The organism is Micromonospora sp. NPDC049139, from assembly GCF_055586845.1.
This window is the reverse complement of record NZ_JBVJHK010000018.1, coordinates 13937-37055: the sequence shown is the minus strand read 5'-3', so window position 1 is coordinate 37055 and position 23119 is coordinate 13937. Positions and strand designations below refer to the sequence as shown.

Below are 23119 nucleotides of genomic sequence, written 5' to 3'. Positions count from 1 at the left end.
CGGGTTCGCCGTTCCGGCGGGCGGCCGGCGGGAGACCGCCTACGGTCGGGTCAGGACGGCCGAGGGGCGGGGACGGGGGATGGCTGACGAGCACGGGGCGGGGCCGCGGCGCACGCGCGGCCGCCGCCCGCCGCGCGGCGGAATGGACCGGGAGCTGCGCGCCGCGCGCGATCCCACCCACCCCGGCCGCCGCGCGGGTCGCCCGGTCGCCGTTCCGGAGGTCGTGGCCAGTCCCAGCCGGCCGGTGGCGCCGCCCAGCCCGCTGCGACGGTGGCTGTTGACGCACCGGGTGCAGCCGGTGGGCCCCGAGTCGGCGGAGGGCCAGGCCCGCTCGCACGCCTGGTGGCAGGTCATGTGCCTGACCGGGGTGGACTACTTCTCCACCCTGTCGTACCTGCCGGGGATCGCGGCGGTCGCGGCCGGGGCGCTCTCCCCGCTGGCCACCCTGCTGATCGTCGCGCTGACGCTGCTGGGCATGCTGCCGATGTACCGGCGGGTGGCCCGGGAGAGCCCGCACGGGCAGGGCTCGGTGGCGATGCTGGAACGGCTGCTGCCGTTCTGGCGGGGCAAGGTCTTCGTGCTGGTCCTGCTCGGCTTCGTGGCCACCTCCTGGATCATCACGATCACCCTCTCCTCGGCCGACGCCACGGTGCACCTGCTGGAGAACCCGCTGCTGCCCGAGGGCGTCGGCGGAACGGCGGTCGCCGTCGGCGTCACCGTCGTGCTGCTGCTGGTCCTCGGCGGCGTCTTCCTGCTCGGCTTCCGGGAGGCGGTGGCGGTGGCCATTCCGCTGGTCGCCGTCTTCCTGGCGCTGAACGCGGTGGTCGTCGCGGTCTCGGTGGCCGAGATCGCGGCGAACCCGGGGGCGCTGGCGGGCTGGACTTCGGCGCTGAGCGCGGGTCGGGGTCCCGGCGAGGTGGTGGTGACCGCCGTGCTGGCCTTCCCGCTGCTGGTGCTCGGGCTCTCCGGTTTCGAGACCGGGGTCAGCATGATGCCGCTGGTGGCCGGGGAGGGGCCGGACCGCGCGGCCCGGTTTGCCGCGCGGATCCGCAACACCCGCCGGATGCTCGCCACCGCCGCCCTCGTCATGTCGGTCTACCTGGTCTCGACCTCGCTCGTGACCACGGTCCTGATCCCGCCCGGTGAGTTCGCGCCGGGCGGGGCCGCCAACGGCCGGGCGCTGGCGTACCTCGCCCACGAGCACGTCGGCGAGGTCTTCGGCACCGTCTACGACGTCAGCAGCGCGCTCATCCTCTGGTTCGCCGGCGCCTCCGCGATGGCCGGCCTGATCAACATCGTGCCCCGCTATCTGCCCACCTACGGCATGGCGCCGGAGTGGGCCCGCGCGGTGCGGCCGGTCGTGATCGTCTACACGCTGGTCAGCATCGCGATCACCGTGGTGTTCCGGGCCGACGTCAACGAACAGGCCGGGGCGTACGCCACCGGGATCCTCGCCATGATGGTCTCCGCCGCCGTGGCGGTCACCATCTCCGCGGCCGGCCGCCGGGAGCGCGTCGCCGCCGTCGGCTTCGCCGTGCTCACCCTGGTCCTGTTGTACGCCCTGGCCGAGAACGCCATCGCCAAACCGGACGGCATCACCATCTCGGTCCTGTTCATCCTCGGCATCGTCGCGGTCTCGCTGGCCTCGCGGGTGAGCCGGACCACCGAGCTGCGCACGGAGCGGATCGAGTTCGACGAGCCGGCCCGCCGGTTCGTCGCCGACTCGCTGGCGCACGACGGCCGGCTGCACCTCATCGCCCACAAGCGGGCCCGGGGCGCGGTGAAGGAGTACACGATCAAGGAGCGGGCGCAGCGGGGGATGAACCCGGTCCCCGGCGAGGGCGACATCCTGTTCCTGGAGATCGAGGTGGTCGACCCGTCCGAGTTCAGCCAGGTGCTGCGGGTCCACGGCGTGGAGGTCGGGGGCTTCCGGGTGCTGCGGGCCAGCAGCCCGGCGGTGCCGAACGCCATCGCGGCGATCCTCCTGGCGCTGCGCGACGCCACCGGCGTCCGCCCGCACGCCCACTTCGAGTGGTCCGAGGGGAACCCCCTCGCGCACCTGCTGCGCTACCTGATCCTCGGTCGGGGCGACACCCCGCCGGTGGTCCGGGAGATCCTCCGCAAGTCCGAGCCGGACCCGGCGCGTCGGCCGGGCATCCATGTCGGCGGCTGACCCCGGCACCCCGCGCCGGCCTCGGGCCGGACAGCCGTTCTCGACCGTCTCAAGATGAATCGTACGTTTATTCATCTTCGACTGACTTGCCCGAGTTTCGCTCGTATCGTGGCCTTCGGTGGCTGTCGGGATGTCGGTCACCCCGCGCCCGGTTCGGGCCGGCCGTGTCATGCACCGAGAGGCAGGGGAAGCCTGATGTCGACGTATCAAGGGAACCGGCGAGCGGCACCAACCAGGCGACGGTCCCGGTGGTTCTTAGCCGGTGGGCTCGTGGCGGGCACCCTGGTGGCCGGGGTGGCGGGCGGCGTCGCGGTGGCTGCGGGAGCGCTGCCCGTCGCGCCGGAGACGCCGTCCCTGGTGCTGCGCGGCGACGACTCCGGCGCGGAGCACCGCGACGACCGCCGCGAGCAGGGCCGCGCCGCCCTCGGCGGGCAGCCCTCCGGCGATCCTGCCGGGCAGCCCTCCGGGGCTGCCGCCGGGGAGCCCTCCGGCGACCGGTCGGGCGACTCCGCCGGGGAGCACCGGGGCGGGGAGGAGGGCCGGGACGGGTACCCGGACCCGGGGCCCGGGGCCGGGCGCCGCGCGGAGGTCGCGGTGCCGTGCGACTCGACGAAGCTCATCGCCGCGCTGGTCCGCGCCAACGCCGAGGGCGGCGCCCACCTGCGGCTCGCGCCGAAGTGCACGTACGAGCTGACGCACGCCTTCCAGCAGCCCGACGACTACGACGGCGGGATCCGGGACGCCCGGGAGGCGGCCGACAGCGCGGAGAACCCGGGCGACGCCGAGGCCCCGCCGCGCAACCCGCAGCACGACAGGGCGGGGCTGCCGGTCATCTACCACCCGATCACGATCCGGGGCGAGGGCGCCACGATCGAGCGGGACGTGCACGCCGAGGCGTTCCGGTTCTTCACCGTCCGCGACGGCGGGGAACTGACCCTCTCCGACGTCGTGCTGCGCAACGGCCTCTCCGCCGCCGAGGGCGGCAGCATCCACGTCGTGCACGGCGCGTCGGCGGTGGTCGAGCGCACCGCCGTCGTCGGCAGCACCTCCCTCTCCGCCGAGGGCGGCGGTGGCGGGATCTTCAACGACGGCAACATGGTGGTCGTCGACAGCACGTTCGTCGACAACCACGCCGCCGGCAAGGCGGGCAAGGGCGGGGGCCTGCTCAACGGCGGAGTGCTGACCCTGCGCACGTCGGACTTCCGGAACAACACCGCCGTCGCGTACGGCGGCGGTCTCGGCAACTACCGCGGGGCCGCCGAGGTGCGGAAGAGCGCCTTCGCGCACAACAACGCGGCGCAGGGCGGCGGCATCGCCAGCTTCTCGGCCCGCACCAGGGTGGCCGACAGCAAGGTGCTCGGCAACACCGCCCAGACCGGTGGCGGCATCGCCAACTCGGACGCCCTGATCTTCCTGCGCGGCCTGGAGGTGCGCGACAACACCGCCACCGGCAACGGCGGCGGCATCTCGACCTCCCAGGGCCTGCTTCCGCTCGACGACAGCGTCGTCGCCGGCAACACCGCCCGGGGTGCCGGCGGCGGGATCTACGCCGCGAAGTCCAACCTGCTGGTCCGCCACAGCGAGGTCGACCGGAACCACGCCGTCGGCGCCGCGTCGACGGGCGGCGGGGTGTTCGCGACCCAGGGTCAGGTCTCCCTCTACCGCAGCCGGGTGAGCGACAACACCGCCACGGGGAAGCCGGGCGGTCTTTTCGCCGACAAGGCCCGGGTCAGGGTCGACGACGAGACCGACATCGTCGACAACGAGCCCACCAACTGCGAGGGCAGCCGGGTGCCGGTGGCCAACTGCTTCCGCTGACCGGCCGCCCCGAGGGGCGCAGCCGGCCCCGCTCCCGACGATCGTGAGGATCCTCGGCGGCGCGGGCCGGGTGCGCCCCTCGTCGCGTGCCCGCCGTCCGGACGCGCCCCTCCGCTCGCCGTCCGTCCGAGCTCGCCTGCGCGAGCTCGGCGGTCGGCCGCTCCGGCCGGGCCCAGCGACCCTACCGGGAGGTGGAGCCGCTGGCGGTGTAGCCGCTGCCCGGGAGAGGGCGCGGCTACACCGGTACGGTCCACGGGACCGGGTTCACGACGTGGGCGTCGTCACGGGCAGCTCGTCGGCCTGGTCGCGACCGCCGTGCTGTGCCGTCCGCCCCGGGACCGCCCTCGGTGAGGCGGGTCCGGGCCGGTTGCGTGCGGCGCGGAGCATGGTGGCGATCAGGATGGCCCCGCCCGCCGTCAGGACGACGCTGACCATCGCGGCGATCCGCATCTCGTGGGTGAAGGCGTCGAAGGCAACGCTCCGCAGCGCCTCCGCGGTCTGGTGCGGTAAGGCCGCGGCGGTGTCGACGGCGCCGCCGAGGGTCTCCTCCGCCGCGGCCAGCTCTTTGGAGGTGAGGCCCGCAGGGGCCTGGGACTCCATCTGCGAGCGGTAGACGGCGGTGCCGATGCTGCCGAGGACCGCGATGCCCAGCGCTCCGCCGAACTCGGCGGAGGTCTCCGCCAGGGCGGAGGCCGCTCCGGCTCGCTCCGGCGGCGCGGCGGACAAGATCACCTCGGTGACGACGGCGGACACACCGCCGATGCCGATGGAGACCACGGCCAGTGCGCTGACCAGGTAGACGATGCCCGAGTCGGTCCGGATCAGGGACAGCGCGACGTATCCGGCGGTCGCCACCAAAAGCCCGGCGATCATCACGTTGGGCTTGCCGATACGCGGCGCCATCGCGGTGGCCAGGGCGACACCCACGGGCAGCACGAGGAACGTGGGCAGCGACCACAGGGCCGACTCGAACGGGCTCATGCCCAGGACGAGCTGCATGAACTGCCAGTTGAACAGCGAGAAGCCGATCATCGCGAAGGTCACCAGGGCGTCGATGAGCAGCGGCACGTTGAACCGGCGGGTGCGGAACAGCGCGAGGTCGATCATCGGGTTCACGGCCGTGCGCTGGCGGCGGATGAACAGTGCTCCCACGGCGAGTCCGGCGGCGATGCAGGCAGCCGGGGTCCATCCGAAGCCGTGCTTCGCCGTCAGCTTGATGCCGTAGATCACGGCGAGGACGGCCACCAGGGACAGCAGGGCGCCGAGCAGGTCGAAGCGGCCCGGCTTGGGATCGCGGTACTCGGGCAGCAGCAGCGGCCCGAGGAGCAGCAGCAGGATCATCACGGGGACGTTGATCAGGAAGACCGAGCCCCACCAGAAGTGCTCCAGCAGCAGGCCGCCGATGATGGGGCCGACGACGGCACCGCCCGCGAAGCCGGCCGTCCAGACGCCGACGGCGGTGGCCCGCTGCCGGTCGTCGTGGAACATGTTCCGGATCAGGGAGAGGGTGGAGGGGGCCAGCGAGGCTCCGGCGATGCCCATGAGCGCGCGGGTCGCGATCAGCATCTCGGGGCTGGACGCGTAGGCCGCGAGGACCGAGGCGAGACCGAAGGCCGCAGCACCGGTCAGCAGCACCCGCCGCCGTCCGATCCGGTCACCGAGGGTGCCCATCGTGATCAGCAGGCCGGCCAGCAGGAAGCCGTAGGCGTCCATGATCCACAGCAGTTCGGAGCTGCTCGGCTGGAGGTCGGCCGTCAGGGACGGGAGCGTGACGAACATGACGGACATGTCCATGGACGCCAGTACGCACGGCACCACCAGAACGGCGAGCCCGACCCACTGTCTGGTTCCGGCTCTCTTACGTTCTTCGGTCATGTCCTTCGCTCCTGCTCTTTCGGTTGGGACGGATTCCGTCACGCAGTGCGTACTTAGTACGCGCGTAGCTGTGTACAGGATACGCACACGCGTGCGGGTGGCTGCAAATGTGTTTCGGGCCTGCTATTTTCCCTGCTTCATGCGCTCGCTTCGATGGCGGGATAGAATTTCGACACACCTTCGCCGGGTGTGACGAAAAGGAGTGTGGTGATGTCGGAGCAGTCGGCCTGCGCGTCCTGCGGAAAGACGCTGGAGCATGCGGAACGGGGGCGGCCGCGGCGCTACTGCTCCCGCGCCTGCCAGGCGCGGGCCTACCGGGGCCGTAGGACGGAGGCGCCGGCCGACGTCCTGGAGGAGAGCGACAGCGCACCCCACCTCACCGTCGAGCGCATCGTGCGGGCCGGAATCGACGTCGCGGACGCGGAGGGGCTCGACGCGCTGTCGATGCGCCGGGTCGCCACGGACCTCGGCGCGAGCACCATGGCCCTGTACCGGCATGTGGCGTCCAAGGACGATCTGGTGGCCCTGATGGTGGAGGCGGCGATGGCCGACGTCCCTCTGCCCGACGCGCCGCCGCGGAACTGGCGGCACGGCCTCGAACGAGCCGCCTACCGCGACTGGGAGCTGTACCACCGCCACCCGTGGATCCTGTCGAGGGTCCTGGTGACAACCCGCGCACACTTCAGCCCGGCACTCGCGGCGGACAGCGAAAGCACCTTCTCCTCCTTCGACGGACTCGGCCTCGAACCTGCCGACGCCTTCCGGTACATGTTCATGTTCGCCTCCTACGTGCAGGGTGTGGCGCTGACCTACGTCAGCGACGTGGAGGCGGAACGGCAGGCGGAAAGCACCACGCAGCGGACGGCGCACGCCCCGGACGAGGAACGCAGCCCGCTCTTCGAGTCCGGCGCGTACCCGCGGCTCGGCTCCGCGATGCGCGCGGGCGCCGCCCCCTGGGACCTCGACGCCCTGTTCGCCTCGGGCCTCGCCGGAGTCCTGGACGGCATCGCGGCCGATCTTGCACGGCGGGGCATCGAGGCCTGAGTCGCGGCGGGCGGTTTGTCACGCGGCCCGGATCGCTCCCGAGCAACTCGGAGTCCATCGCCCGGCGATCACCCGCAGTGTCGCCGAGGTGCGGCCGCTGCTGGCCGAGCGTGGCTGCTGGGTGCACGACGGAGTGCGGATACGGACCCTCGCCGACGTGGTGGCCTACCTGGACCATCACCCGTGCGCCTTGATGGACGCCACCGAGGTGCGGATCTGCCGACTGTTCCCGCCGCCCGCTCCGGCAAACGTGCCCCGCCTCCGGCGCGGGTTCGGTCCCGTCGACCTGACAGCCCATCCTCCTAGGATGCCTTAGGGATGTGCGGTAGGCGGGCGGCTTGGCTGCCCCTCGGATGCCCGCCCGTCGCCCACCCCGGTGACGTTCCTAGGTTGGTCTACGGACGTCGTCGCTGCCGCGCCCGCGCCGCCGGCGGTTATCGCGTTGACGATTGCTCCGCGCCGTCACTAGGGTTTGCGTCGTGTCCAGCCCCGAGGCGTCCAGACGCCAGCCACCGGTGTCCGGTGGCTGGCCCTCGTTGACGTCGCACTAGGCGCTGTCGGAACCGGACAGCGTCCCTCGGGCGTCCCCGCCACCGATCGCCGTCATACCGGCTGCTCCCGGGCGTCACCTGCGCGTCACCACGTCGTGCCGCGTCCACGCACCCGGGAGGCCCTCGCGCGGTGGTCTCCGCGCCCGGCTGGACGGTTGTCCCGTGCGCCGCCCGGCCGTGGCCGCCGTGACCCACCCGCGTCCTCTTCATCCATCCACGACGCGGAATGTGGAGTGTCATGCCGTTCGCCATCTACCTGCTCGGACTGGCGGTCTTCGCCCAGGGAACGTCTGAGTTCATGCTGTCCGGCCTGGTGCCGGACATCGCCCGGGACCTGCACGTGCCCGTCCCGGCCGCCGGCGCGCTGACGTCGGCCTTCGCGGTAGGGATGATCATCGGAGCGCCGCTGATGGCCGCCCTCAGTCTGCGGTGGCCCAGACGTCGGGCGCTGCTGGTCTTCCTGACCGCCGTCGTCGTCGTGCACGTCGTCGGGGCGGTCACCGACAGCTTCGGCATGCTGCTGGCCACCCGGGTCGTCGGAGCGCTGGCGTACGCCGGGTTCCTCGCGGTGGGCCTGGCCACGGCGACCGACCTGGCCGGACCCGGGGCCAAGGGCCGGGCCGCCTCCGTGCTGCTCGGGGGTCTCACCCTCTCCTGCGTCGCGGGGGTGCCGGCCGGGGCGTTCCTCGGCCAGCTGTGGGGATGGCGCTCGGCGTTCTGGGCGGTGGCCGTCGTCTCGCTGCCCGCCGTCGTGGCCATCCGGCGCGCGGTCCCGGCCACGCCACCGGACGCGGCCGTACCGAGCGCCAAGCACGAGATTCGGGCGCTGCGCCGTCCCCGCCTGCTGGTGACCCTGCTCCTGGGCGCCCTGGTGAACGGGGCGACCTTCTGCACCTTCACCTACCTGGCGCCGCTGATCACCGACGTCAGCGGCTACGACCGGAGGTGGGTGCCGGTCCTGCTGGCCCTCTTCGGCCTGGGGTCATTCGTCGGTGTGACGGTCGGCGGTCGCGTGTCGGACTCACAGCCCATGCGGGTCCTGGTGCCCGGTGGGGTGGCCCTGCTCGTCGGCTGGCTCCTGTTCGCGGCCACCGCGGCCAGCGCGCCCGCCGCGTTCCTGCTCGTCTTCGTCCAGGGGACGCTCTCGTTCGCGGTCGGATCCACACTGATCACCCGGGCGTTGTACGCGGCCGTCGACGCGCCGTCCCTGGGCGGCTCCTTCGCGACCGCCGCCCTGAACGTGGGCGCGACCGTCGGCCCCCTGCTGGGCGGGGCAGCCATCGGCGCCGGGCTCGGCTACCGGTCCCCGCTGTGGGTCAGCGCGCTGCTGGTGGCACTGGCGTTCGTCGCCGCCGTACCCACCTGGACGGTGTGGCGGGATGCCGGGACGGAGTCGCCCACGCGGACGGTCGCTTCCTAGCCCGCGTCGCGGTCCCGTCACCGCACGAAGGTCGTCCACGGGGCCGGCCCGCGCCACCCGCCAGGCGCGGGCCGGGGTCCGTCCTACTCGGAGGGCTGGGGCAGCTCGCAGTCGACCTTCGGGTTGGCGCCGATGTAGTTCAGCGGCCCGGCCACGATGGTCACCAGGATGGTGCCCGCCTCGGCGCAGTTGGTGTCGTCGCCGTTGTAGTAGCCGCGCTGGCCGGCGGCGACCGCGCCGATGATCAGCCAGATGACGACGATGACTCCGAATATCGACGTGCCGCGCATCGCTGCCTCCAGAAAGGGGTGTGGTGGTTCGAGGTGTCGAACGTTGTACCCAGTCGCGTGGAACGGCTAACGACGCCGCCGATCGACCGACCCGCCGGCCGCCCGGCAGGCCCCGCCGGCCTGACGGCCCGCCCCCGGCCGACCGCCCGGACCGGGGCGCGCCGGTGCGCTATCGGATCGGCGACCGACGGCCGCGCGCGGCAGCCCGGCGGGCGTACAACTGCGTCAGAAGCACCGCACAGGAGGACACCATGGACGCCCCGACCCCGCACCTGTACGTCGACCGCCCCGAGGACGTCGCCGTCGCGGCCCGCGCACTGGCCGGGGGCGCGGTGGTGGCGGTGGCTTTCGGGAACTTCTACGCGCTGGTGACCCGCCCGGACGCCGCCACCGTGCGCCGGGTCAACGTCGCCAAGGGGCGGCCGGCCGACCAGGTCGGCAGCATCACCACCGCCTTCGGGCGGATCCCCGCGATGTTCGACTGGGCGCGGCTGCCGCACCGGCTGCCCGCGCACCGGGTGCGGCAGCTGATGGGCGTCCTCTACGGCGCGGGCCCGTTCGGCTTCCGTGGCCCGGCCGTCGACCGGCTGCCCGCCCACCTCACCCGGCACGACCGGGGCGTACGCACCACGCAGGTGATCGCGCCGGGGCTGGCCTGCCCGTCGAACGTGTTCTTCGCGCGGGCGGTCGCCGAGACCGGGGTGGACCACCTCCACATCACCTCGGCGAACCGTTCCCGGCACCTGACCGGGGTCGCGGAGGAGCCGGCGCACTGGAAGGCCGACGGCATCGCCGAGGACTTCGCCCACCTCGACGACCTGGTGGTGCTCGCGCACCGGGACGAGGCGGCGGCCCGGGCGGCGCACCCCGGGCACCTGCCGGCCTCGGTGACGCTGCTGTCGTTCCACGCCCCGGCCGGGGAGCCGGAGGAGCCGCCGGTGCTCACCGTCGACCGGCACGGCTCGCTGCACGTCGACGACGTGCGCCGGGCCGCCGCGCCGCTCGGCCTCCAGGTGCGGCTCGGCCCCACCGCCGGTCGGCGCCTGCGGGTCCGCGGGTACGCGGAGGCGCTGGTCTGACCGGGCACCGGATCGGCCGGTGGTGTCCGGCTCCCACGAATGCCGCCCGGTGGCTGGTCGGCCTCCGTCCGGAATGCCCGACGTCGCGGCGTCCGGGTGAGCGGACGTCGCGACGTCGGTGGCATCGGGTGGATCCTGTCGTGGCGCCGTCCCGGCTCGCCGGGGAGCGGCGTCCGGGGCCGCCGTCGGTGCGGCGGCCCCGGGGTCAGGCGTCGTCGCCGCCGGTCGGCAGCGCGGCGGCCGCCTCCTGCGGGGCGCCCGCGAGCACCTTCGCCTGCTGGGGCCAGGTCGCCAGGCTCGGCGCGGCCCGCAGCCCGGCTCCCCGGATCGTCTCCCGCAGCGCGGCCTCGTCCAACTCCGCGAGCTGCCCGTACGTGCGGATGCCGGCGGCCTGCAGCGCCGCCGCCATCTTCGGGCCGACGCCCTGGATGCGGCGGAAGTCGTCGGCGTCCACGTCGGCCGCCGACCGCACCGGCGGAGTCGCCACCGCGCCGCGCGCGGCGGGCACGACCACCGGTTCGGCCGGTTCGTCCACCGGGTCGGCCGGCTTGCTCGGTTCGTCCACCGGGTCGGCCGCCTTGCTCGGTTCGTCCACCGGGTCGGCCGCCTTGCTCGGCTCGTCCACCGGCTCGGCCGGCGTGGTCGCCGCCGGCGTCGCGTCCGGCCCGGCCGGGGCGGCGGGGGCCGGCTCCGCCGGGCCGGCGGCTGCGGGGACCGGCTCGGCCTCGGGCTGCGCCTGGGCGGGGACGGCGACGGTCCGGACGGGTTCCGGCTCGGTGGCCGGGACGGGCTCCGCCCCGCCGGTGCGCGCGGGCTCCGGCTCGGCGGCCGGGGCCTCGATCGGGGCGGCGGCGGCCGGCACCGGCTCCGGTTCGGTCGCGGCGACCGGTTCCGGCTCGGTGGCGGTGGTCGGCTCCTCGGCCGGCTCGCGGTCGACGGGGCCGGTCACCCCGGCAGCGGCCGGCAGCACGACCTCGGCGTCCGGCCGGTCACCCGGGGCGGTGTCGCTCGGCGCGGCCGTCGCCACGGAGTCGGTGTCGGGCGCCGGCACCGGGTCGCCGGTGAGCGCCATGTCGGCCGGGTCGATCTTGTCGGCCCGCCCGGCGTCGGTGGTGACGACGGTGACCGGGGCGGCGTCGGCGTCGGCCGGGGCGTCGGGGGCGGGCACGGGGTCGGCGACGGCGTCCGGGGCCCGGTCGAGGGTCGCCTCGGGGCGTACCTCGTCGGTGGTGGCGGCGGGCGGCGGGTCGACCACCACGGCGGTCATGCCGGCGACCGGATCACCCTCCACCGTGGGCGAGCCGTGCCCGGCTGCCGCGCCCTGCCGGCCGCGCCAGAACCAACCGGCCGCCACACCCACCAGCAGGGCCACGATCAGTATCAGCCAGTGCCCGAAAGACCACGCCACGGCAGACCTCCTATTCGTTCGCGTCGAAACTTCGAGAAAAACTCGCCGCAGCTTCGCACACGCGTCGTTCGGGCGGCAGGCAGGATCGGCCGGTCACGGCGCATGTGGGACGGGTTGCACCGGCGGTGTCCGCCGGGCGACGGACCGTCGTCGCCCGGCGCCGTCCACGCACGGGGCGGGGTGGGCACGCGGGGACCCCGGCGCCGGGCGGGCGCCGGGGTCCGGGTCGGACGATCAGTCCTCCTCGCCGCGGTAGGTGTAGAAGTCGTTGACGAACTTGCGCGCCAGTCGGGGCACCCGGCTGGTGACGCCGAAGTAGCCGCGTGCGCCGAGCAGCGCGAGCCGGCCGACGACGGGCTTGTACATCCGGTCGTCGCCGTTGGTGCCGCTGCGGTTGAGCGAGTCGGCGACCCGGGCGAAGCCGTACGGCACCATCGCGGCCTCGTAGTCGGCCACCGCCTGGAGCAGCGTCTTGTCGCCGGCCGCGGCCAGCCGGAGCTGCCGGCAGAGCAGGGCGGCGTCGCGCAGCGCGGTGTTGGCGCCCACGCCGCGCCCCGGGGTCATGGTGTGGATGGCGTCGCCGAGCAGGGTGACGGTGCTGCTCTTCCACGGCGGCACCGGCTCGCTGGTGGACACCCGGATCGGCAGGGCGCTGCCCGGGTCGCTGCGGGCGAGCAGTTCGCGCAGGTGGGGGTGCCAGTTGCGGGTGAGTTGGAGGGCGAGCAGGACGAGGTCCTCGCCGCGGCGCTGCATGACGTCGGGCGGGAACCGGCGGGCGGTGCTCCAGATGACCAGGTTGATGTTGTCGCGGGTGGTGTCGTGGCGCAGTCCGGGCCAGTCGCGCAGCAGCACGGCGTCGGCGGGGTCGACGCCGGGTTTCAGCGTGCCGTCGCCGTTCCACTTGAACTCCATCACGTGCAGCACGCCCATCATCCCGCCGGTGCCGAAGATCAGCGAGATGCCCTGCTCGATCCGTTGCGGCAGCAGCTGGCGGGTGTGCGGGGTCAGGGGGATGCGGGTGGCGATGTTGATCGTGCCGGCGTCGCGGGTGACCGCGTGCGGCAGGTACTGGCGGCGCACGGCGGAGTGCGTGCCGTCCGCGGCGACGAGCAGGTCGCCGGTGGCGGTGCTGCCGTCGGCGAAGTGGGCGGTGACGGTGCCGTCGTCGCCTTGCTCGTACCGGGTGAAGGTCTTGTCGAAGTGGACCGCGTCCTCCATGCCGGTGAGCAGGACCTGGCGCAGGGTCATCCGGGCCACGGACCGTTCGGTGTCCACCGGGTCGGTGTCGGGGCGCAGGGTGAACGAGGCCGTCTGACGCATCCGCTGGGTGATGACGTTGAAGTAGCGGGGGGATCGGGCGCAGGTGGCCAGGTAGGTGTCGAACAGCCGTGGCGGCAGGCACTCCCGTAGGGCGCGGCTGCCGGTGGGGCCGATGCCGACGCGGTAGCCGAGCAGTCCCTCGCCGCGGGTGCGGTACTTCTCGTAGACGGCGACGCTGATTCCGGCGCGACGCAGGCCGTGGGCCAGGCACAGCCCGCCGGTGCCGGCGCCGATGATCAGGACGTGGGGTGGCCTGGGTGACATGGGCCGCCTCCGCTCAGCCGGCCGTGTGCGGGGACGGCGCGTCGGCGGCGTCCCAGCGGTAGAAGCAGCCGGCGATCGCGTCGCGTGGCGAGCGCCAGGTCGGCAGGTACGGCGAGGTGTGCGCGGACAGGCGCTCGTTGACCTGGCGGTACAGCGGGTGGTTGCGGGCGCCGGCCAGGGCGTCCGGGTCGACGTCCGCGGTCTCCATCAGGTGGACGCACAGGTCGTGCAGGCAGTACAGGGACCGGTGCTGGACCCCGGTCAGGGCGGGCAGTTCGGTCGCGTCGGACTCGGCGAAGATCTGCGCGACCCGACCCTCCGCGCCCGGGATGATCCTGCTGACGATCAGTAGACGGCTCATGGGACCCCTCTCGCCGGTGGCGCTCCCCGAGCGGTGTCGGAGGCCACGGACTGTTGTGCGGCCAACCCTGCCCGGGCGGCTGTCACCTGCCCGTCACGCGCGCGGCCGCGCCGGTGACGCCGGTTCAGCGGGCGCGGGGCGCGACCCGGGCGGACGGCGTGCGGCGCGGCGGCGTCGGGGTGTCCCGGGTGGCCTCCCGGATGGGCGCGAGGGTGTCGTCGAGCAGCGCGGTCATGGCTGCGGAGGGTTCGAGTCGAAGTTCCCGCAGCAGCAGGTCGCGGTAGACGTAGAAGGCGTGCACGGCCTCGAAGGCGTTGCCCTCGGCGAGGTGGATGCGCACCACCAGCCGGTGCGGGGTCTCGCGCAGGGGCTCGGCGGCCATCGCCTCGAGGGCGGCCTCCAGGGCCTGCCCGTGCTGGCCCGCCGCCAGGTGCTGGCCGGCCAGTTCCTCCAGCATGTGCAGGCGCAGCTGGCGCAGCCGCTCCCGGTCGGCGAGGACCCAGTCGTCGTACCAGCCGGGGAGCAGGTCGTGCCGGCCGGCGGCGAGGGCGGCGGCGCACGGGTCGTCGCCGTCGCGCACCCGCGCGGCCGTGCCGATGAGGGCGTCGACGTCGACCTGGACGGTGGGGCCGAGGCGTACGGTGTCGCCGACGGTGGTGAGCGGGCAGCAGGGGTCCTGGCGCAGCCGCCACAGCGCGGTCCGCAGGGACGACAGCGCGCGGTCCTCGGGGGCGTCGGGCCAGAGCAGCCCGGCGAGGTGGCTGCGGGTGGCGCCGGGGCGCAGGCCGATCAGGGCGATGACCCGTTGCAGGCCGCGTGGCACCACGACGGGGGTGTCGCCGTGCAGCAGCCGGAAGCCGCCGAGCAGGTGCAGCGATATCTGCGTGCCGGGGCGGCGCCCGGTGGTCGGCATCGACGGATCAGCGGCCACGGCGGCACCCCCTGCGGAACGCTCGTCCCGACTCCTCTGCTGTCCCGGCGCGGCTGCCCTTGACCCCACTGTCGGGTCGCTCCGCCGCGGCGCGGCGTCGCGCGCCGCGGTCGCCGGGCTGACCGTGACGAAGATTATCAATCGCGGTCACTCTCGGTCAATATTTCAGGCGAGATCCGACTGTCGGCGACGCGTCCACGAGAACGGTTCTGAACTGCGGATAGTCCACCGTGGTGGGCGGTTGTTGTACAGCGGATACACAGCCTGCGTCAACGCAGCGTCACGAAGTGGCGTCGCCGGGCGGCGGGCTGCGGTGACGCCGCCGTGACGCCCGTGGCCGCATCGTGTCGCCAGTCGTCCGGCTCGGCCGGCGCCGTCGTCACCGACGTCGGACGTCGTGGAGGGAGGTCCACCCATGGACCGTTCGCTGATCGTCGCGAAGGTGGTGCCGAGCGCCGAGGCGCGCGTCGCCGAGATCTTCGCCGAGTCCGACGCGACGGAGCTGCCGCACCTGGTCGGGGTGCGGCACCGGTCGTTGTACCGGCTGGGTGACCTCTACGTGCACCTGTTGGAGACGGACGCGCCGGCCGGGGCGGCGGTCGAGGCGGCCCGGGGGCACCCCGAGTTCGTGCGGGTGAGCGCCCGGCTGCGCCCGTACGTCTCGCCGTACCTGCCGACGTGGCGGGAGCCGCGCGACGCCATGGCCCGGTGCTTCTACCGCTTCGACGCCGCGCCCGCCGGGCGGCCGTCGTGACCGCCACCGCGCCCCGGGAGGGGCAGCTCTGGTCCCGCTGCGGCGGCTGCGCCACCCTGCTGTACCGCAAGCGGCTGCGCCGCAACCTCGACGTCTGCCCCGAGTGCGGCACGCACGCCCGCCTCGACGCGCCGGAGCGGCTGCTCCAGCTCGTCGACCCGGGGTCGTTCACCGCTCTGCCGGACCGGCCGGCGGAGGTCGACCCGATCGGCTTCGTCGACCTGCTGCCGTACCCGCACCGGCTCACCGCCGCCCGGGCCGGCACCGGGCTGGCCGAGGCGGTCGTCTGCGGCACCGCCACCATCGGCCGGCATCGGTGCGCGCTCGCGGTGATGGACTTCCGCTTCCTCGGCGGCAGCCTCGGCTGCGCCGTCGGGGAGCTGATCACCCGGGCCGCCGAGCGGGCGCTGGAAGACGGCACGCCGCTGATCCTGGTCACCGCCTCCGGCGGCGCGCGGATGCAGGAGGGCGTCCTGTCGCTGATGCAGATGGCCACGGTCAGCCAGGCGATCGCCGCGCTGCGGGAGGCGGGGCTGCTCACCGTCAGCGTGCTCACGGACCCGACGTACGGGGGAGTGGCGGCCTCGTTCGCCACCAACACCGACGTGGTGCTCGCCGAGAGCGGGGCGCGGATGGGCTTCGCCGGTCCCCGGGTGATCCGGCAGGTCACCGGCCGGCCGCTGCCGGAGGGCTTCCAGACGGCCGACTTCCTGCTGCGGCACGGGCAGGTCGACATGGTGGTGCCCCGGCACGCCCTGCGGGGCCGGCTGGCGGCGCTGCTCGCCGCGGCCCGGGCGGGACGTCGGCCGGCGGTGCGTCCCGCCGTACCCCGGCAGGAGCCGTCGCCGGTCGTGGCGCGGCCGGCCGGCGGGGCGGGTGCCGCGACGGCGCCGGGCCCGGCCGACCCGCCGGGCGGCGACGCCTGGGAGACGGTGCGGCTGGCCCGGCACCCGGGCCGGCCGACCACGCTGGACTACCTGGAGTCGGCGTTCGACGGCTTCGTCGAACTGCACGGCGACCGGCTCGGCGCGGACTGCCCGGCGGTGGTCGGCGGACTGGCCCGGCTGGACGGCCGGCCCGTCATGGTGATCGGGCACCAGAAGGGCCACACCACCGCCGAGCTGGTCGCCCGCAACTTCGGCATGGCCAGCCCGGCCGGGCACCGCAAGGCGCTGCGGCTGATGCGGCTGGCCGCCCGCCTCGGCCTGCCGGTGGTCACCCTGGTCGACACGCCCGGGGCGGATCCCGGCGTGGGCGCCGAGGAGCAGGGGCAGGCGGCGGCCATCGCGGAGAACATCCTCGCGCTCGCCGTGCTGCCCACCCCGGTCGTCGCGGTGATCACGGGGGAGGGCGGCAGCGGCGGCGCGCTGGCCCTCGCGGTGGCCGACCGGGTGCTGATGCTCCAGCACGCCGTCTACTCGGTGATCAGCCCCGAGGGCTGCGCCGCCATCCTCTGGCCGGATCGGGGTGCCGCCCCGCAGGCGGCGCGCGCCTTGCGGTTGACCGCGCCCGACCTGTGCCGCCTGGGGGTGGTCGACGACCTCGTGCCCGAGCCGGCCCCGGCCGCGCACCACGACCCGCAGGCGGCCGCGCGGGCGTTGGGGGCGGCGGTGTCGGCGGCCCTGCTGCCGCTGCTGGACGTGCCCCCCGCCACGCTGGTCCGGCGCCGGCGGCAGCGGTTCCGGCGCTTCGGCGCGGCCCGCCTCGGCGCCCGGGCGGGTGTCCGGTGAGCGCGGGCGGTGCCCCGGTCGACACCGCGCCGGCCGGCGCGGAGTCGGCGTCCGGGGTGGACGCGGTGCTGGCCGGGCTGCGGCGGCACGCCCGGGACCTGGTCGCCGAGCTGGCCGGCCCGGTCCGCCGGGTGCGGCTGCGCAGCGGCGACACGGTGCTGGAGGTGGAGTGGCACGGCGGGCCGCCCGCGGAGACGCCGGAGACGGTGCCCGCCCGGCCCGCGCCGCCGCCCGTGGCCGACGGCGAGCCGGGCCGGTACGCGGTGCGCTCGCCCATCGTCGGCACGTTCTACCGGGCGCCGGAGCCGGGCGCCGCGCCCTTCGTCGCCGTCGGCGACCTGGTCCGCCCCGGCCAGGTCATCGGCATCGTCGAGGCGATGAAGCTGATGAACGAGGTGACCGCCGACCGGGGCGGCCGGGTCGCCGAGGTCCTCGCCGCCGACGGGCAGCCGGTCGAGTACGACCAGCCGCTCGTCGCGCTGGACCCGGTCTGAGGCGGTGCGTGATGTTCGAGAAGGTGCTGATCGCCAACCGGGGTGAGATCGCCCTGCGGGTGCTGCGCGCCTGCCGCGAGCTGGGGGTGCGTACCGCCGTCGTCTACTCCACGGCGGACGCCGACTCCGCCGTGGTGCGCCTCGCCGACGAGGCCGTCCTGATCGGTCCGCCGGCCAGCCGGCGCAGCTACCTCAACGCCGCCGCGATCGTGGAGGCGGCCCGGCAGGTCGGCGCGCAGGCGGTGCATCCCGGCTACGGGTTCCTCTCCGAGGACGCCGACTTCGCCGAGATCTGCGCCGACAACGGGCTGACGTTCATCGGTCCGCCGCCGGAGGTGATGGCCGCGCTGGCGGACAAGTCCTCGGCGCGGGCGCTGATGCGCCGGGCCGGGCTGCCGCTGCCGCCGGGCAGCGTCGCGCCGGTGCCCACCGCGGCCGCGGCGGCGGAGGTGGCCGCCGAGGCGGGCTACCCGGTGATCGTCAAGGCGGCGGCCGGCGGCGGCGGCCGGGGCATGACCGTGGTCGCCACCCCGGCCGAGCTGCCCCGGGCGTACGCGCGGACCAGGGCCGCCGCGCAGGCCGCGTTCGGCGACGACCGGGTGTACGTGGAGCGGTTCCTGACCGGCGCCCGGCACGTCGAGGTGCAGTTGCTGTGCGACTCCCACGGCAACGGGGTGCACCTGGGCACCCGGGACTGCTCGGTGCAGCGCCGGCACCAGAAGCTGGTGGAGGAGGCGCCCGCCCCGGCGCTGTCCGCCGGCACCCTGGCGGCCATCGCGGAGTGCGCCCTGCGCGGTGCCCTGTCCGCCGGCTTCACCGGCGCCGGCACGGTGGAGTTCCTCGTCGACCCCGACGAGCGGTTCCACTTCCTGGAGATCAACTGCCGGATCCAGGTCGAGCACCCCGTGACCGAGATGATCACCGGGATCGACCTGGTGCACGAGCAGCTGCACATCGCCGCCGGGGTGCCGCTGCGCTGGCGGCAGGAGGACGTCCGCCCGCACGGGGTCGCCATCGAGTGCCGGGTCAACGTGGAGGACCCGGACCGCGGGTTCGCGCCGACCCCCGGCCGGCTGGACCGCTTCGTCCCGCCCGGCGGCCCGTTCACCCGGGTCGACACGCACGGCCACGCCGGCTACCTGTTCGGCCCGTACTACGACTCCCTGCTGGCCAAGGTGGCGGTGTGGGCGCCGGACCGGGAGCTCGCGCTCAACCGGCTGGAACGCGCCCTCGACGAGTTCGACATCGCCGGGCCCGGCGTCCGCACCACCATCCCGTTCGTCCGGCGGGTGCTCGACGACGCCGGGTTCCGCAAGGGCCGCTACTCCACCGGCCTGGTCGACCAGTTGCTCGCCGGCCCGTCCGACGCACACCACAGGAGGCTCCGTTGACCGTCACCCATGGCCGTCCGCTGACCGCCGAGATCACCGACATCCTGGTAACCAACTGCGGGCTGGACGCCGACGCGGCCGCCCGCGCCCCGGCCGCGTCCCTGGAGGAACTCGGCATGGACTCGCTGGCGCTGCTCGAACTCTCCGCCGTGGTCGCCGACCGGTGGCAGGTGCAGATCCCCGAGCAGGCCGGGCAGCTCAGCATCGCGGGCGTCGCCGAGCTGGTGGCCCGCCGCGCCGACCCGCCCGGACACACCGAGAACAGCGTGCTCATCGCCGCGCCGCTGCCGCTGGTCTGGGACGTCACCAACGACGTCGCCGGCTGGCCCGAGCTGTTCACCGAGTACGCCCGGGCGGAGATCCTGGACCGCGACGGCGACACGGTGCGGTTCCGGCTCACCATGCACCCCGACGAGAACGGGGTGGCGTGGAGCTGGGTCAGCGAACGCACCGCCGACCCGGCCACCCGGCAGGTGCGCGCCCGGCGGGTGGAGACCGGGCCGTTCGAGTACATGCGCATCTACTGGAGCTACGCGGAGGAGCCCGGCGGCACCCGGATGACCTGGGTGCAGGACTTCGCGATGAAACCGACCGCGCCGGTGGACAACGCCGGCATGACCGACCGGATCAATACCAACAGCGCCGTGCAGCTCGCCGTCATCAAGGAGAAGATCGAGCGGTTGGCCGCCGCCGACGGCGGTCGGGCCCCGGCCGGTGCCGACGGGTCGACGGGAGCCGGCGATGAGTGAGGACACCCTGCGGCTCGTCGCCGCCGCCGACGTCGCGCCGGACGGCCGCCGCGGCGGCGAGCTGCGGGTGCTGCTCGGCCCGAAGACCGTCGGCAGCACCTCCGGCTTCATGGGGGTGGCGACGCTGCGCCCGGGGGAGCGGATCGCCGAGCACTACCACCCCTACAGCGAGGAGTTTCTGTACGTCGTCCGGGGCACGATCACCGCCGACCTGGACGACGAGGCGGTGCCGCTGGCCGCCGGGGAGGCGCTGTTCGTGCCGCGCAACGTCCGGCACCGGCTGCGCAACACCGGCGACGAGCCGGCCGAGGTCGTCTTCCACCTGGGACCCCTCGCACCCCGGCCGGAACTGGGCCACGTCGACACCGAACTCGTCGAGCAGCGGGGCGGGTCGTGAGCGCGAGGAGTGAGCCGGTGTTGCGAGCCCCGCAGTCGCGAACCGAGGTGGCGTCGTGAGCGCGAGGAGTGAGCCGGTGTTGCGAGCCCCGCAGTCGCGAACCGAGGTGGCGTCGTGACCGGGCGCCGCACGGTCGTCACCGGCGTCGGGGTGGTCGCGCCGGGCGGCGCCACCCGGGACAGCTTCTGGAAGACCGTGACCGCAGGGCGTACGGCCACCCGACGGATCACCTTCTTCGACCCGTCGCCGTTCCGCTCCCAGATCGCCGCCGAGTGCGAGTTCGACCCCGACGCGGCCGGCATCACCCTCGCCGAACGGCAGCGCGCCGACCGGTACGTACAGTTCGCCCTGGCCTGCTCCATCGAGGCGCTCGCCGACAGCGGCCTGGAACTCACCGACGCCGAACGGGAGGTCACCGGCGTGGTGCTGGGCACCGCCGTCGGCGGCACCATGGCGCTGGAGCAGGAGTACGTGCGGGTCAGCGACTCCGGCCGGCGGTGGCTGGTCGACCACGCCCTCGGCGGGCCGTACCTGTACCCGGCGCTGGTGCCGAGCACCCTCGCCGCCGACGTGGCCGTCCGGCACGGGCTGCACGGCCCCGCCCAGGTCGTGTCCACCGGCTGCACCTCCGGCATCGACGCCATCGGCTACGCCCACCAGCTCGTCGTCGACGGGGAGGCCGACATCGTGCTGGCCGGGGCGTCGGACTCGCCGATCTCCCCGGTCACCGTCGCCTCCTTCGACGCGATCAAGGCGACCAGCCCGGACAACGACGACCCGGCGCACGCCTCCCGCCCGTTCGACGCCGACCGGCACGGCTTCGTCCTCGCCGAGGGCGCGGCGGTGCTGGTGCTGGAGGAGTGGGAGCACGCCCGCCGCCGGGGCGCGCACGTCTACTGCGAGCTGGCCGGGTACGCCAGCCGCGCCAACGGCTTCCACATGACCGGGCTGCGCCCGGACGGGGTGGAGATGGGCCTGGCGATCACCGACGCGCTGCGCCAGGGCCGGCTGTCCCCGCAGGACGTCTCCTACATCAGCGCGCACGGCTCCGGCACCCGGCAGAACGACCGGCACGAGACGGCGGCGTTCAAGCGGGCGCTCGGCGAGGCCGCGTACGGGGTGCCGATCAGTTCGATCAAGTCGATGGTCGGGCACTCGCTCGGCGCGATCGGCTCGATCGAGATGGCCGCCTGCGCCCTGGCCATCGAGTACGGCGTGGTGCCGCCCACCGCCAACTGGGCCACCCGGGACCCGGAGTGCGACCTGGACTACGTGCCCAACGTGGCCCGGGAGACCCCGGTGGACGTGGCCCTGTCGGTGGGCAGCGGCTTCGGCGGCTTCCAGTCCGCGATGGTGTTCCGGCGGCTGGCGGCGGCGGCGTGAGCGCCCGGGCCGTGGTCACCGGCATCGGGGTGGTGGCCCCCAGCGGTGTCGGCGCCGACGCCCACTGGCGCACGGTCGCGGCGGGAACCCGGTGCACCGGCCCGATCACCCTGTTCGACCCGGCGGACTACCCGACCCGGGTCGCCGGTGAGGTGCCCGGCTTCGACGCGACGGCGTACGCCGACACCCGACAGCTCGTGCAGACCGACCGCTGGACGCACCTGGGCTTCGCCGCGACCAGGCTGGCGTTGGCCGACGCCGGGCTGCCCGAGCGGGCCCCCGAGCCCTACGGCTGGGCGGTGACGCTGGCCAGCTCGTCCGGGGGGAACCTGTTCGGGCAGCGGGAACTGCAACGGCTGTGGGGCGGCGCCACCCGTACGGTGGGGGCGTACCAGTCGATCGCCTGGTTCTACGCCGCCAGTGTCGGGCAGCTCTCCATCCACCACCAGTTCAAGGGGCCGTGCGGGGTGCTGGTCGCCGAGTCCGCCGGTGGGCTGGACAGCCTCGCCCACGCGGTGCGCACCGTGCGCCGGGGCACGCCGGTGGTGATCGCCGGGGCGACCGAGTGCCCGCTGAGCCCGTACGCGCTGACCTGTCAGCTCCGCTCCGGGCTGCTCAGCGACGTCGCCGACCCGGAGGTGGCGTACCGGCCGTTCGACCGGTCGGCCGGCGGCTACGTACCGGCGGAGGGTGGGGCGGTGTTCGTGGTGGAGGAGTTGGGGCACGCGCTGGCCCGGGGCGCCCGGGTCTACGGCGAGGTGACCGGCTGGGGCGCCACCCACGACGCCGCGCACACCGGCCCGGACGCCGGCGGCGACTCCGCCCGGTACGCCCGGGCGATGCGGCTGGCCCTGGACCGCTCCGGGGTCACCGCGGACGAGGTGGACGTGGTGGTCCCCGACGCCCTCGGGGTGCCCCGCTTCGACCGCGCCGAGGCCGAGGCGCTGCGCGCGGTCTTCGGCGACCGGCCCCCGCCGGTGAGCACGCACAAGGCGCTGACCGGCCGCGCCCACCAGGGCGGCTCCGCGTTGGACGTGGCCACCGCGCTGCTCGCGTTCCGCCACGACACGCTGCCCGCCTCCGCCGGTCCCCGCGAGCCGGCGCCGGGCTGCGAACTGGACTTCCTGCGGGCGCCCCGGCAGCCGCACAGCCGGCTGGCGCTGGTCTGCGCCCGGGGTTTCGACGGTTTCAACAGCGCGCTGGTGCTGCGCGGAGCGCCACCGGCACCGAGGGGAGCAGCGGAATGAGCGGGACACGGGCTCGGGTCGTCTTTCTCGTGCGGGTGGCCGAGGAGCGGACGGCGGACTTCCTGCGGGCGTACGAGGCGGTGCGTCACCTGGTCGCCGACGGTGTGCCGGGGCACCTGGTTGACCAGGTGTGCCGGTCGGCGGCGGACCCGGAGCAGTGGCTGATCACCAGTGAGTGGGAGTCCCTGGCCGACTTCGAGGCGTGGGAACGCAGTCCCGGGCACCGGGAGCTGGTGCGGCCGATGCGGGAGTGTTTCACCGACGCCCGCTCGCTGCGTTTCGTCGTCCACGCGCAGACCCCCGAGGTGGCGCGCGTCTGACCGCCCGGCGGCACGCCGTGCCGCAGCATCACCGGCGTACGTCTTCCTGCTTCTCGCGATCTGGTGCCGAGGTCCTCGGCACCAGTCTGCTCAGGGCGACCGACGGGTTCACCCGGCTCT

Annotated in this window: 20 protein-coding genes; 14 read left to right on the top strand and 6 right to left on the bottom strand. The window is 74.5% G+C overall.

Features of this window, described 5'->3' with window-relative positions:
- Positions 1 to 79 precede the first annotated feature (79 nt).
- A complete protein-coding gene (locus ACZ6Q9_RS25900; RefSeq protein WP_396829956.1) occupies positions 80 to 2173 on the top strand; it encodes an amino acid transporter in 2094 nt (697 codons plus the stop codon).
- Between the two features lie 195 nt (positions 2174 to 2368).
- Positions 2369 to 3991, top strand: coding sequence for a hypothetical protein (locus ACZ6Q9_RS25895; protein WP_396829958.1), 1623 nt, complete (start codon positions 2369 to 2371; stop codon positions 3989 to 3991).
- 264 nt (positions 3992 to 4255) lie between these two features.
- On the opposite strand, the gene ACZ6Q9_RS25890 is transcribed toward ACZ6Q9_RS25895, so the two are convergent.
- The gene (locus tag ACZ6Q9_RS25890; RefSeq protein WP_466021437.1) at positions 4256 to 5866 is read right to left on the bottom strand and encodes an MFS transporter; all 1611 of its coding nucleotides are present in this window, start codon (positions 5864 to 5866) and stop codon (positions 4256 to 4258) included.
- A 210-nt stretch (positions 5867 to 6076) separates the two neighbouring features.
- Between ACZ6Q9_RS25890 and ACZ6Q9_RS25885 the strand changes: the two genes are divergently transcribed.
- Together ACZ6Q9_RS25885 and ACZ6Q9_RS25880 are read left to right on the top strand one after the other, a co-directional pair.
- The gene (locus tag ACZ6Q9_RS25885) at positions 6077 to 6910 is read left to right on the top strand and encodes a TetR/AcrR family transcriptional regulator (protein ID WP_393448681.1); all 834 of its coding nucleotides are present in this window, start codon (positions 6077 to 6079) and stop codon (positions 6908 to 6910) included.
- Positions 6911 to 7699: 789 nt separating this feature from the next.
- Complete coding sequence (locus ACZ6Q9_RS25880) at positions 7700 to 8881, top strand: Cmx/CmrA family chloramphenicol efflux MFS transporter (protein ID WP_393448684.1); 1182 nt, start codon at positions 7700 to 7702, stop codon at positions 8879 to 8881.
- An 83-nt stretch (positions 8882 to 8964) separates the two neighbouring features.
- Here the strand turns inward: ACZ6Q9_RS25880 and ACZ6Q9_RS25875 are convergent, their stop codons facing one another.
- The gene (locus ACZ6Q9_RS25875; protein ID WP_393266324.1) at positions 8965 to 9171 is read right to left on the bottom strand and encodes a hypothetical protein; all 207 of its coding nucleotides are present in this window, start codon (positions 9169 to 9171) and stop codon (positions 8965 to 8967) included.
- Positions 9172 to 9422: 251 nt separating this feature from the next.
- On the opposite strand from ACZ6Q9_RS25875, the gene ACZ6Q9_RS25870 reads away from it, so the two are divergent.
- Positions 9423 to 10250 (top strand): hypothetical protein, encoded by an 828-nt coding sequence (locus tag ACZ6Q9_RS25870; protein WP_393448687.1) that lies wholly within the window; start codon positions 9423 to 9425, stop codon positions 10248 to 10250.
- Between the two features lie 205 nt (positions 10251 to 10455).
- Here the strand turns inward: ACZ6Q9_RS25870 and ACZ6Q9_RS25865 are convergent, their stop codons facing one another.
- The 4 genes from ACZ6Q9_RS25865 to ACZ6Q9_RS25850 all read right to left on the bottom strand — a co-directional run bounded on the left by ACZ6Q9_RS25865 (position 10456) and on the right by ACZ6Q9_RS25850 (position 14534).
- Positions 10456 to 11658 (bottom strand): hypothetical protein, encoded by a 1203-nt coding sequence (locus ACZ6Q9_RS25865; protein ID WP_393448690.1) that lies wholly within the window; start codon positions 11656 to 11658, stop codon positions 10456 to 10458.
- Positions 11659 to 11892: 234 nt separating this feature from the next.
- Positions 11893 to 13242, bottom strand: coding sequence for an FAD-dependent oxidoreductase (locus tag ACZ6Q9_RS25860; protein ID WP_393448693.1), 1350 nt, complete (start codon positions 13240 to 13242; stop codon positions 11893 to 11895).
- A 13-nt stretch (positions 13243 to 13255) separates the two neighbouring features.
- Positions 13256 to 13603, bottom strand: coding sequence for a TcmI family type II polyketide cyclase (locus ACZ6Q9_RS25855; protein WP_393448696.1), 348 nt, complete (start codon positions 13601 to 13603; stop codon positions 13256 to 13258).
- A gap of 124 nt (positions 13604 to 13727) precedes the next feature.
- Positions 13728 to 14534: an AfsR/SARP family transcriptional regulator gene (locus tag ACZ6Q9_RS25850; protein WP_393266314.1), complete on the bottom strand. Its 807-nt coding sequence runs from the start codon at positions 14532 to 14534 to the stop codon at positions 13728 to 13730.
- 415 nt (positions 14535 to 14949) lie between these two features.
- On the opposite strand from ACZ6Q9_RS25850, the gene ACZ6Q9_RS25845 reads away from it, so the two are divergent.
- The 9 genes from ACZ6Q9_RS25845 (at position 14950) to ACZ6Q9_RS25805 (ending at position 22999) form a co-directional block, all read left to right on the top strand.
- Entirely contained in the window at positions 14950 to 15288 is a 339-nt protein-coding gene (locus ACZ6Q9_RS25845) for a TcmI family type II polyketide cyclase (protein ID WP_350707477.1), read from the top strand.
- Positions 15285 to 17018, top strand: coding sequence for an acetyl-CoA carboxylase carboxyltransferase subunit alpha (locus ACZ6Q9_RS25840; protein WP_396829962.1), 1734 nt, complete (start codon positions 15285 to 15287; stop codon positions 17016 to 17018). The genes ACZ6Q9_RS25845 and ACZ6Q9_RS25840 overlap by 4 nt, the downstream gene beginning before the upstream one ends.
- Complete coding sequence (accB, locus tag ACZ6Q9_RS25835) at positions 17015 to 17512, top strand: acetyl-CoA carboxylase biotin carboxyl carrier protein (RefSeq protein WP_393448705.1); 498 nt, start codon at positions 17015 to 17017, stop codon at positions 17510 to 17512. The genes ACZ6Q9_RS25840 and accB overlap by 4 nt, the downstream gene beginning before the upstream one ends.
- 11 nt (positions 17513 to 17523) lie before the next feature.
- Complete coding sequence (locus tag ACZ6Q9_RS25830; RefSeq protein WP_396829964.1) at positions 17524 to 18903, top strand: acetyl/propionyl/methylcrotonyl-CoA carboxylase subunit alpha; 1380 nt, start codon at positions 17524 to 17526, stop codon at positions 18901 to 18903.
- Positions 18900 to 19652 (top strand): SRPBCC family protein, encoded by a 753-nt coding sequence (locus tag ACZ6Q9_RS25825; RefSeq protein ID WP_396829966.1) that lies wholly within the window; start codon positions 18900 to 18902, stop codon positions 19650 to 19652. Before ACZ6Q9_RS25830 ends, ACZ6Q9_RS25825 begins: the two co-directional genes overlap by 4 nt.
- Complete coding sequence (locus ACZ6Q9_RS25820) at positions 19645 to 20049, top strand: cupin domain-containing protein (protein ID WP_357701335.1); 405 nt, start codon at positions 19645 to 19647, stop codon at positions 20047 to 20049. Before ACZ6Q9_RS25825 ends, ACZ6Q9_RS25820 begins: the two co-directional genes overlap by 8 nt.
- Before the next feature lie 114 nt (positions 20050 to 20163).
- A complete protein-coding gene (locus ACZ6Q9_RS25815) occupies positions 20164 to 21432 on the top strand; it encodes a beta-ketoacyl-[acyl-carrier-protein] synthase family protein (RefSeq protein ID WP_393266299.1) in 1269 nt (422 codons plus the stop codon).
- Positions 21429 to 22679: a beta-ketoacyl synthase N-terminal-like domain-containing protein gene (locus tag ACZ6Q9_RS25810; RefSeq protein ID WP_396829968.1), complete on the top strand. Its 1251-nt coding sequence runs from the start codon at positions 21429 to 21431 to the stop codon at positions 22677 to 22679. The genes ACZ6Q9_RS25815 and ACZ6Q9_RS25810 overlap by 4 nt, the downstream gene beginning before the upstream one ends.
- Positions 22676 to 22999: an antibiotic biosynthesis monooxygenase family protein gene (locus tag ACZ6Q9_RS25805; RefSeq protein WP_393266293.1), complete on the top strand. Its 324-nt coding sequence runs from the start codon at positions 22676 to 22678 to the stop codon at positions 22997 to 22999. The genes ACZ6Q9_RS25810 and ACZ6Q9_RS25805 overlap by 4 nt, the downstream gene beginning before the upstream one ends.
- Positions 23000 to 23119 lie beyond the last annotated feature (120 nt).

Coding starts and splice junctions, on each gene's coding strand:
- ACZ6Q9_RS25855 (WP_393448696.1), bottom strand. CDS start 13,603: ATGAGCCGTCTACTGATCGTCAGCAGGATCATCCCGGGCGCGGAGGGT.
- ACZ6Q9_RS25885 (WP_393448681.1), top strand. CDS start 6,077: ATGTCGGAGCAGTCGGCCTGCGCGTCCTGCGGAAAGACGCTGGAGCAT.
- ACZ6Q9_RS25870 (WP_393448687.1), top strand. CDS start 9,423: ATGGACGCCCCGACCCCGCACCTGTACGTCGACCGCCCCGAGGACGTC.
- ACZ6Q9_RS25830 (WP_396829964.1), top strand. CDS start 17,524: ATGTTCGAGAAGGTGCTGATCGCCAACCGGGGTGAGATCGCCCTGCGG.
- ACZ6Q9_RS25875 (WP_393266324.1), bottom strand. CDS start 9,171: ATGCGCGGCACGTCGATATTCGGAGTCATCGTCGTCATCTGGCTGATC.
- ACZ6Q9_RS25820 (WP_357701335.1), top strand. CDS start 19,645: ATGAGTGAGGACACCCTGCGGCTCGTCGCCGCCGCCGACGTCGCGCCG.
- ACZ6Q9_RS25880 (WP_393448684.1), top strand. CDS start 7,700: ATGCCGTTCGCCATCTACCTGCTCGGACTGGCGGTCTTCGCCCAGGGA.
- ACZ6Q9_RS25860 (WP_393448693.1), bottom strand. CDS start 13,242: ATGTCACCCAGGCCACCCCACGTCCTGATCATCGGCGCCGGCACCGGC.
- ACZ6Q9_RS25805 (WP_393266293.1), top strand. CDS start 22,676: ATGAGCGGGACACGGGCTCGGGTCGTCTTTCTCGTGCGGGTGGCCGAG.
- ACZ6Q9_RS25895 (WP_396829958.1), top strand. CDS start 2,369: ATGTCGACGTATCAAGGGAACCGGCGAGCGGCACCAACCAGGCGACGG.
- ACZ6Q9_RS25890 (WP_466021437.1), bottom strand. CDS start 5,866: ATGACCGAAGAACGTAAGAGAGCCGGAACCAGACAGTGGGTCGGGCTC.
- ACZ6Q9_RS25845 (WP_350707477.1), top strand. CDS start 14,950: ATGGACCGTTCGCTGATCGTCGCGAAGGTGGTGCCGAGCGCCGAGGCG.
- ACZ6Q9_RS25900 (WP_396829956.1), top strand. CDS start 80: ATGGCTGACGAGCACGGGGCGGGGCCGCGGCGCACGCGCGGCCGCCGC.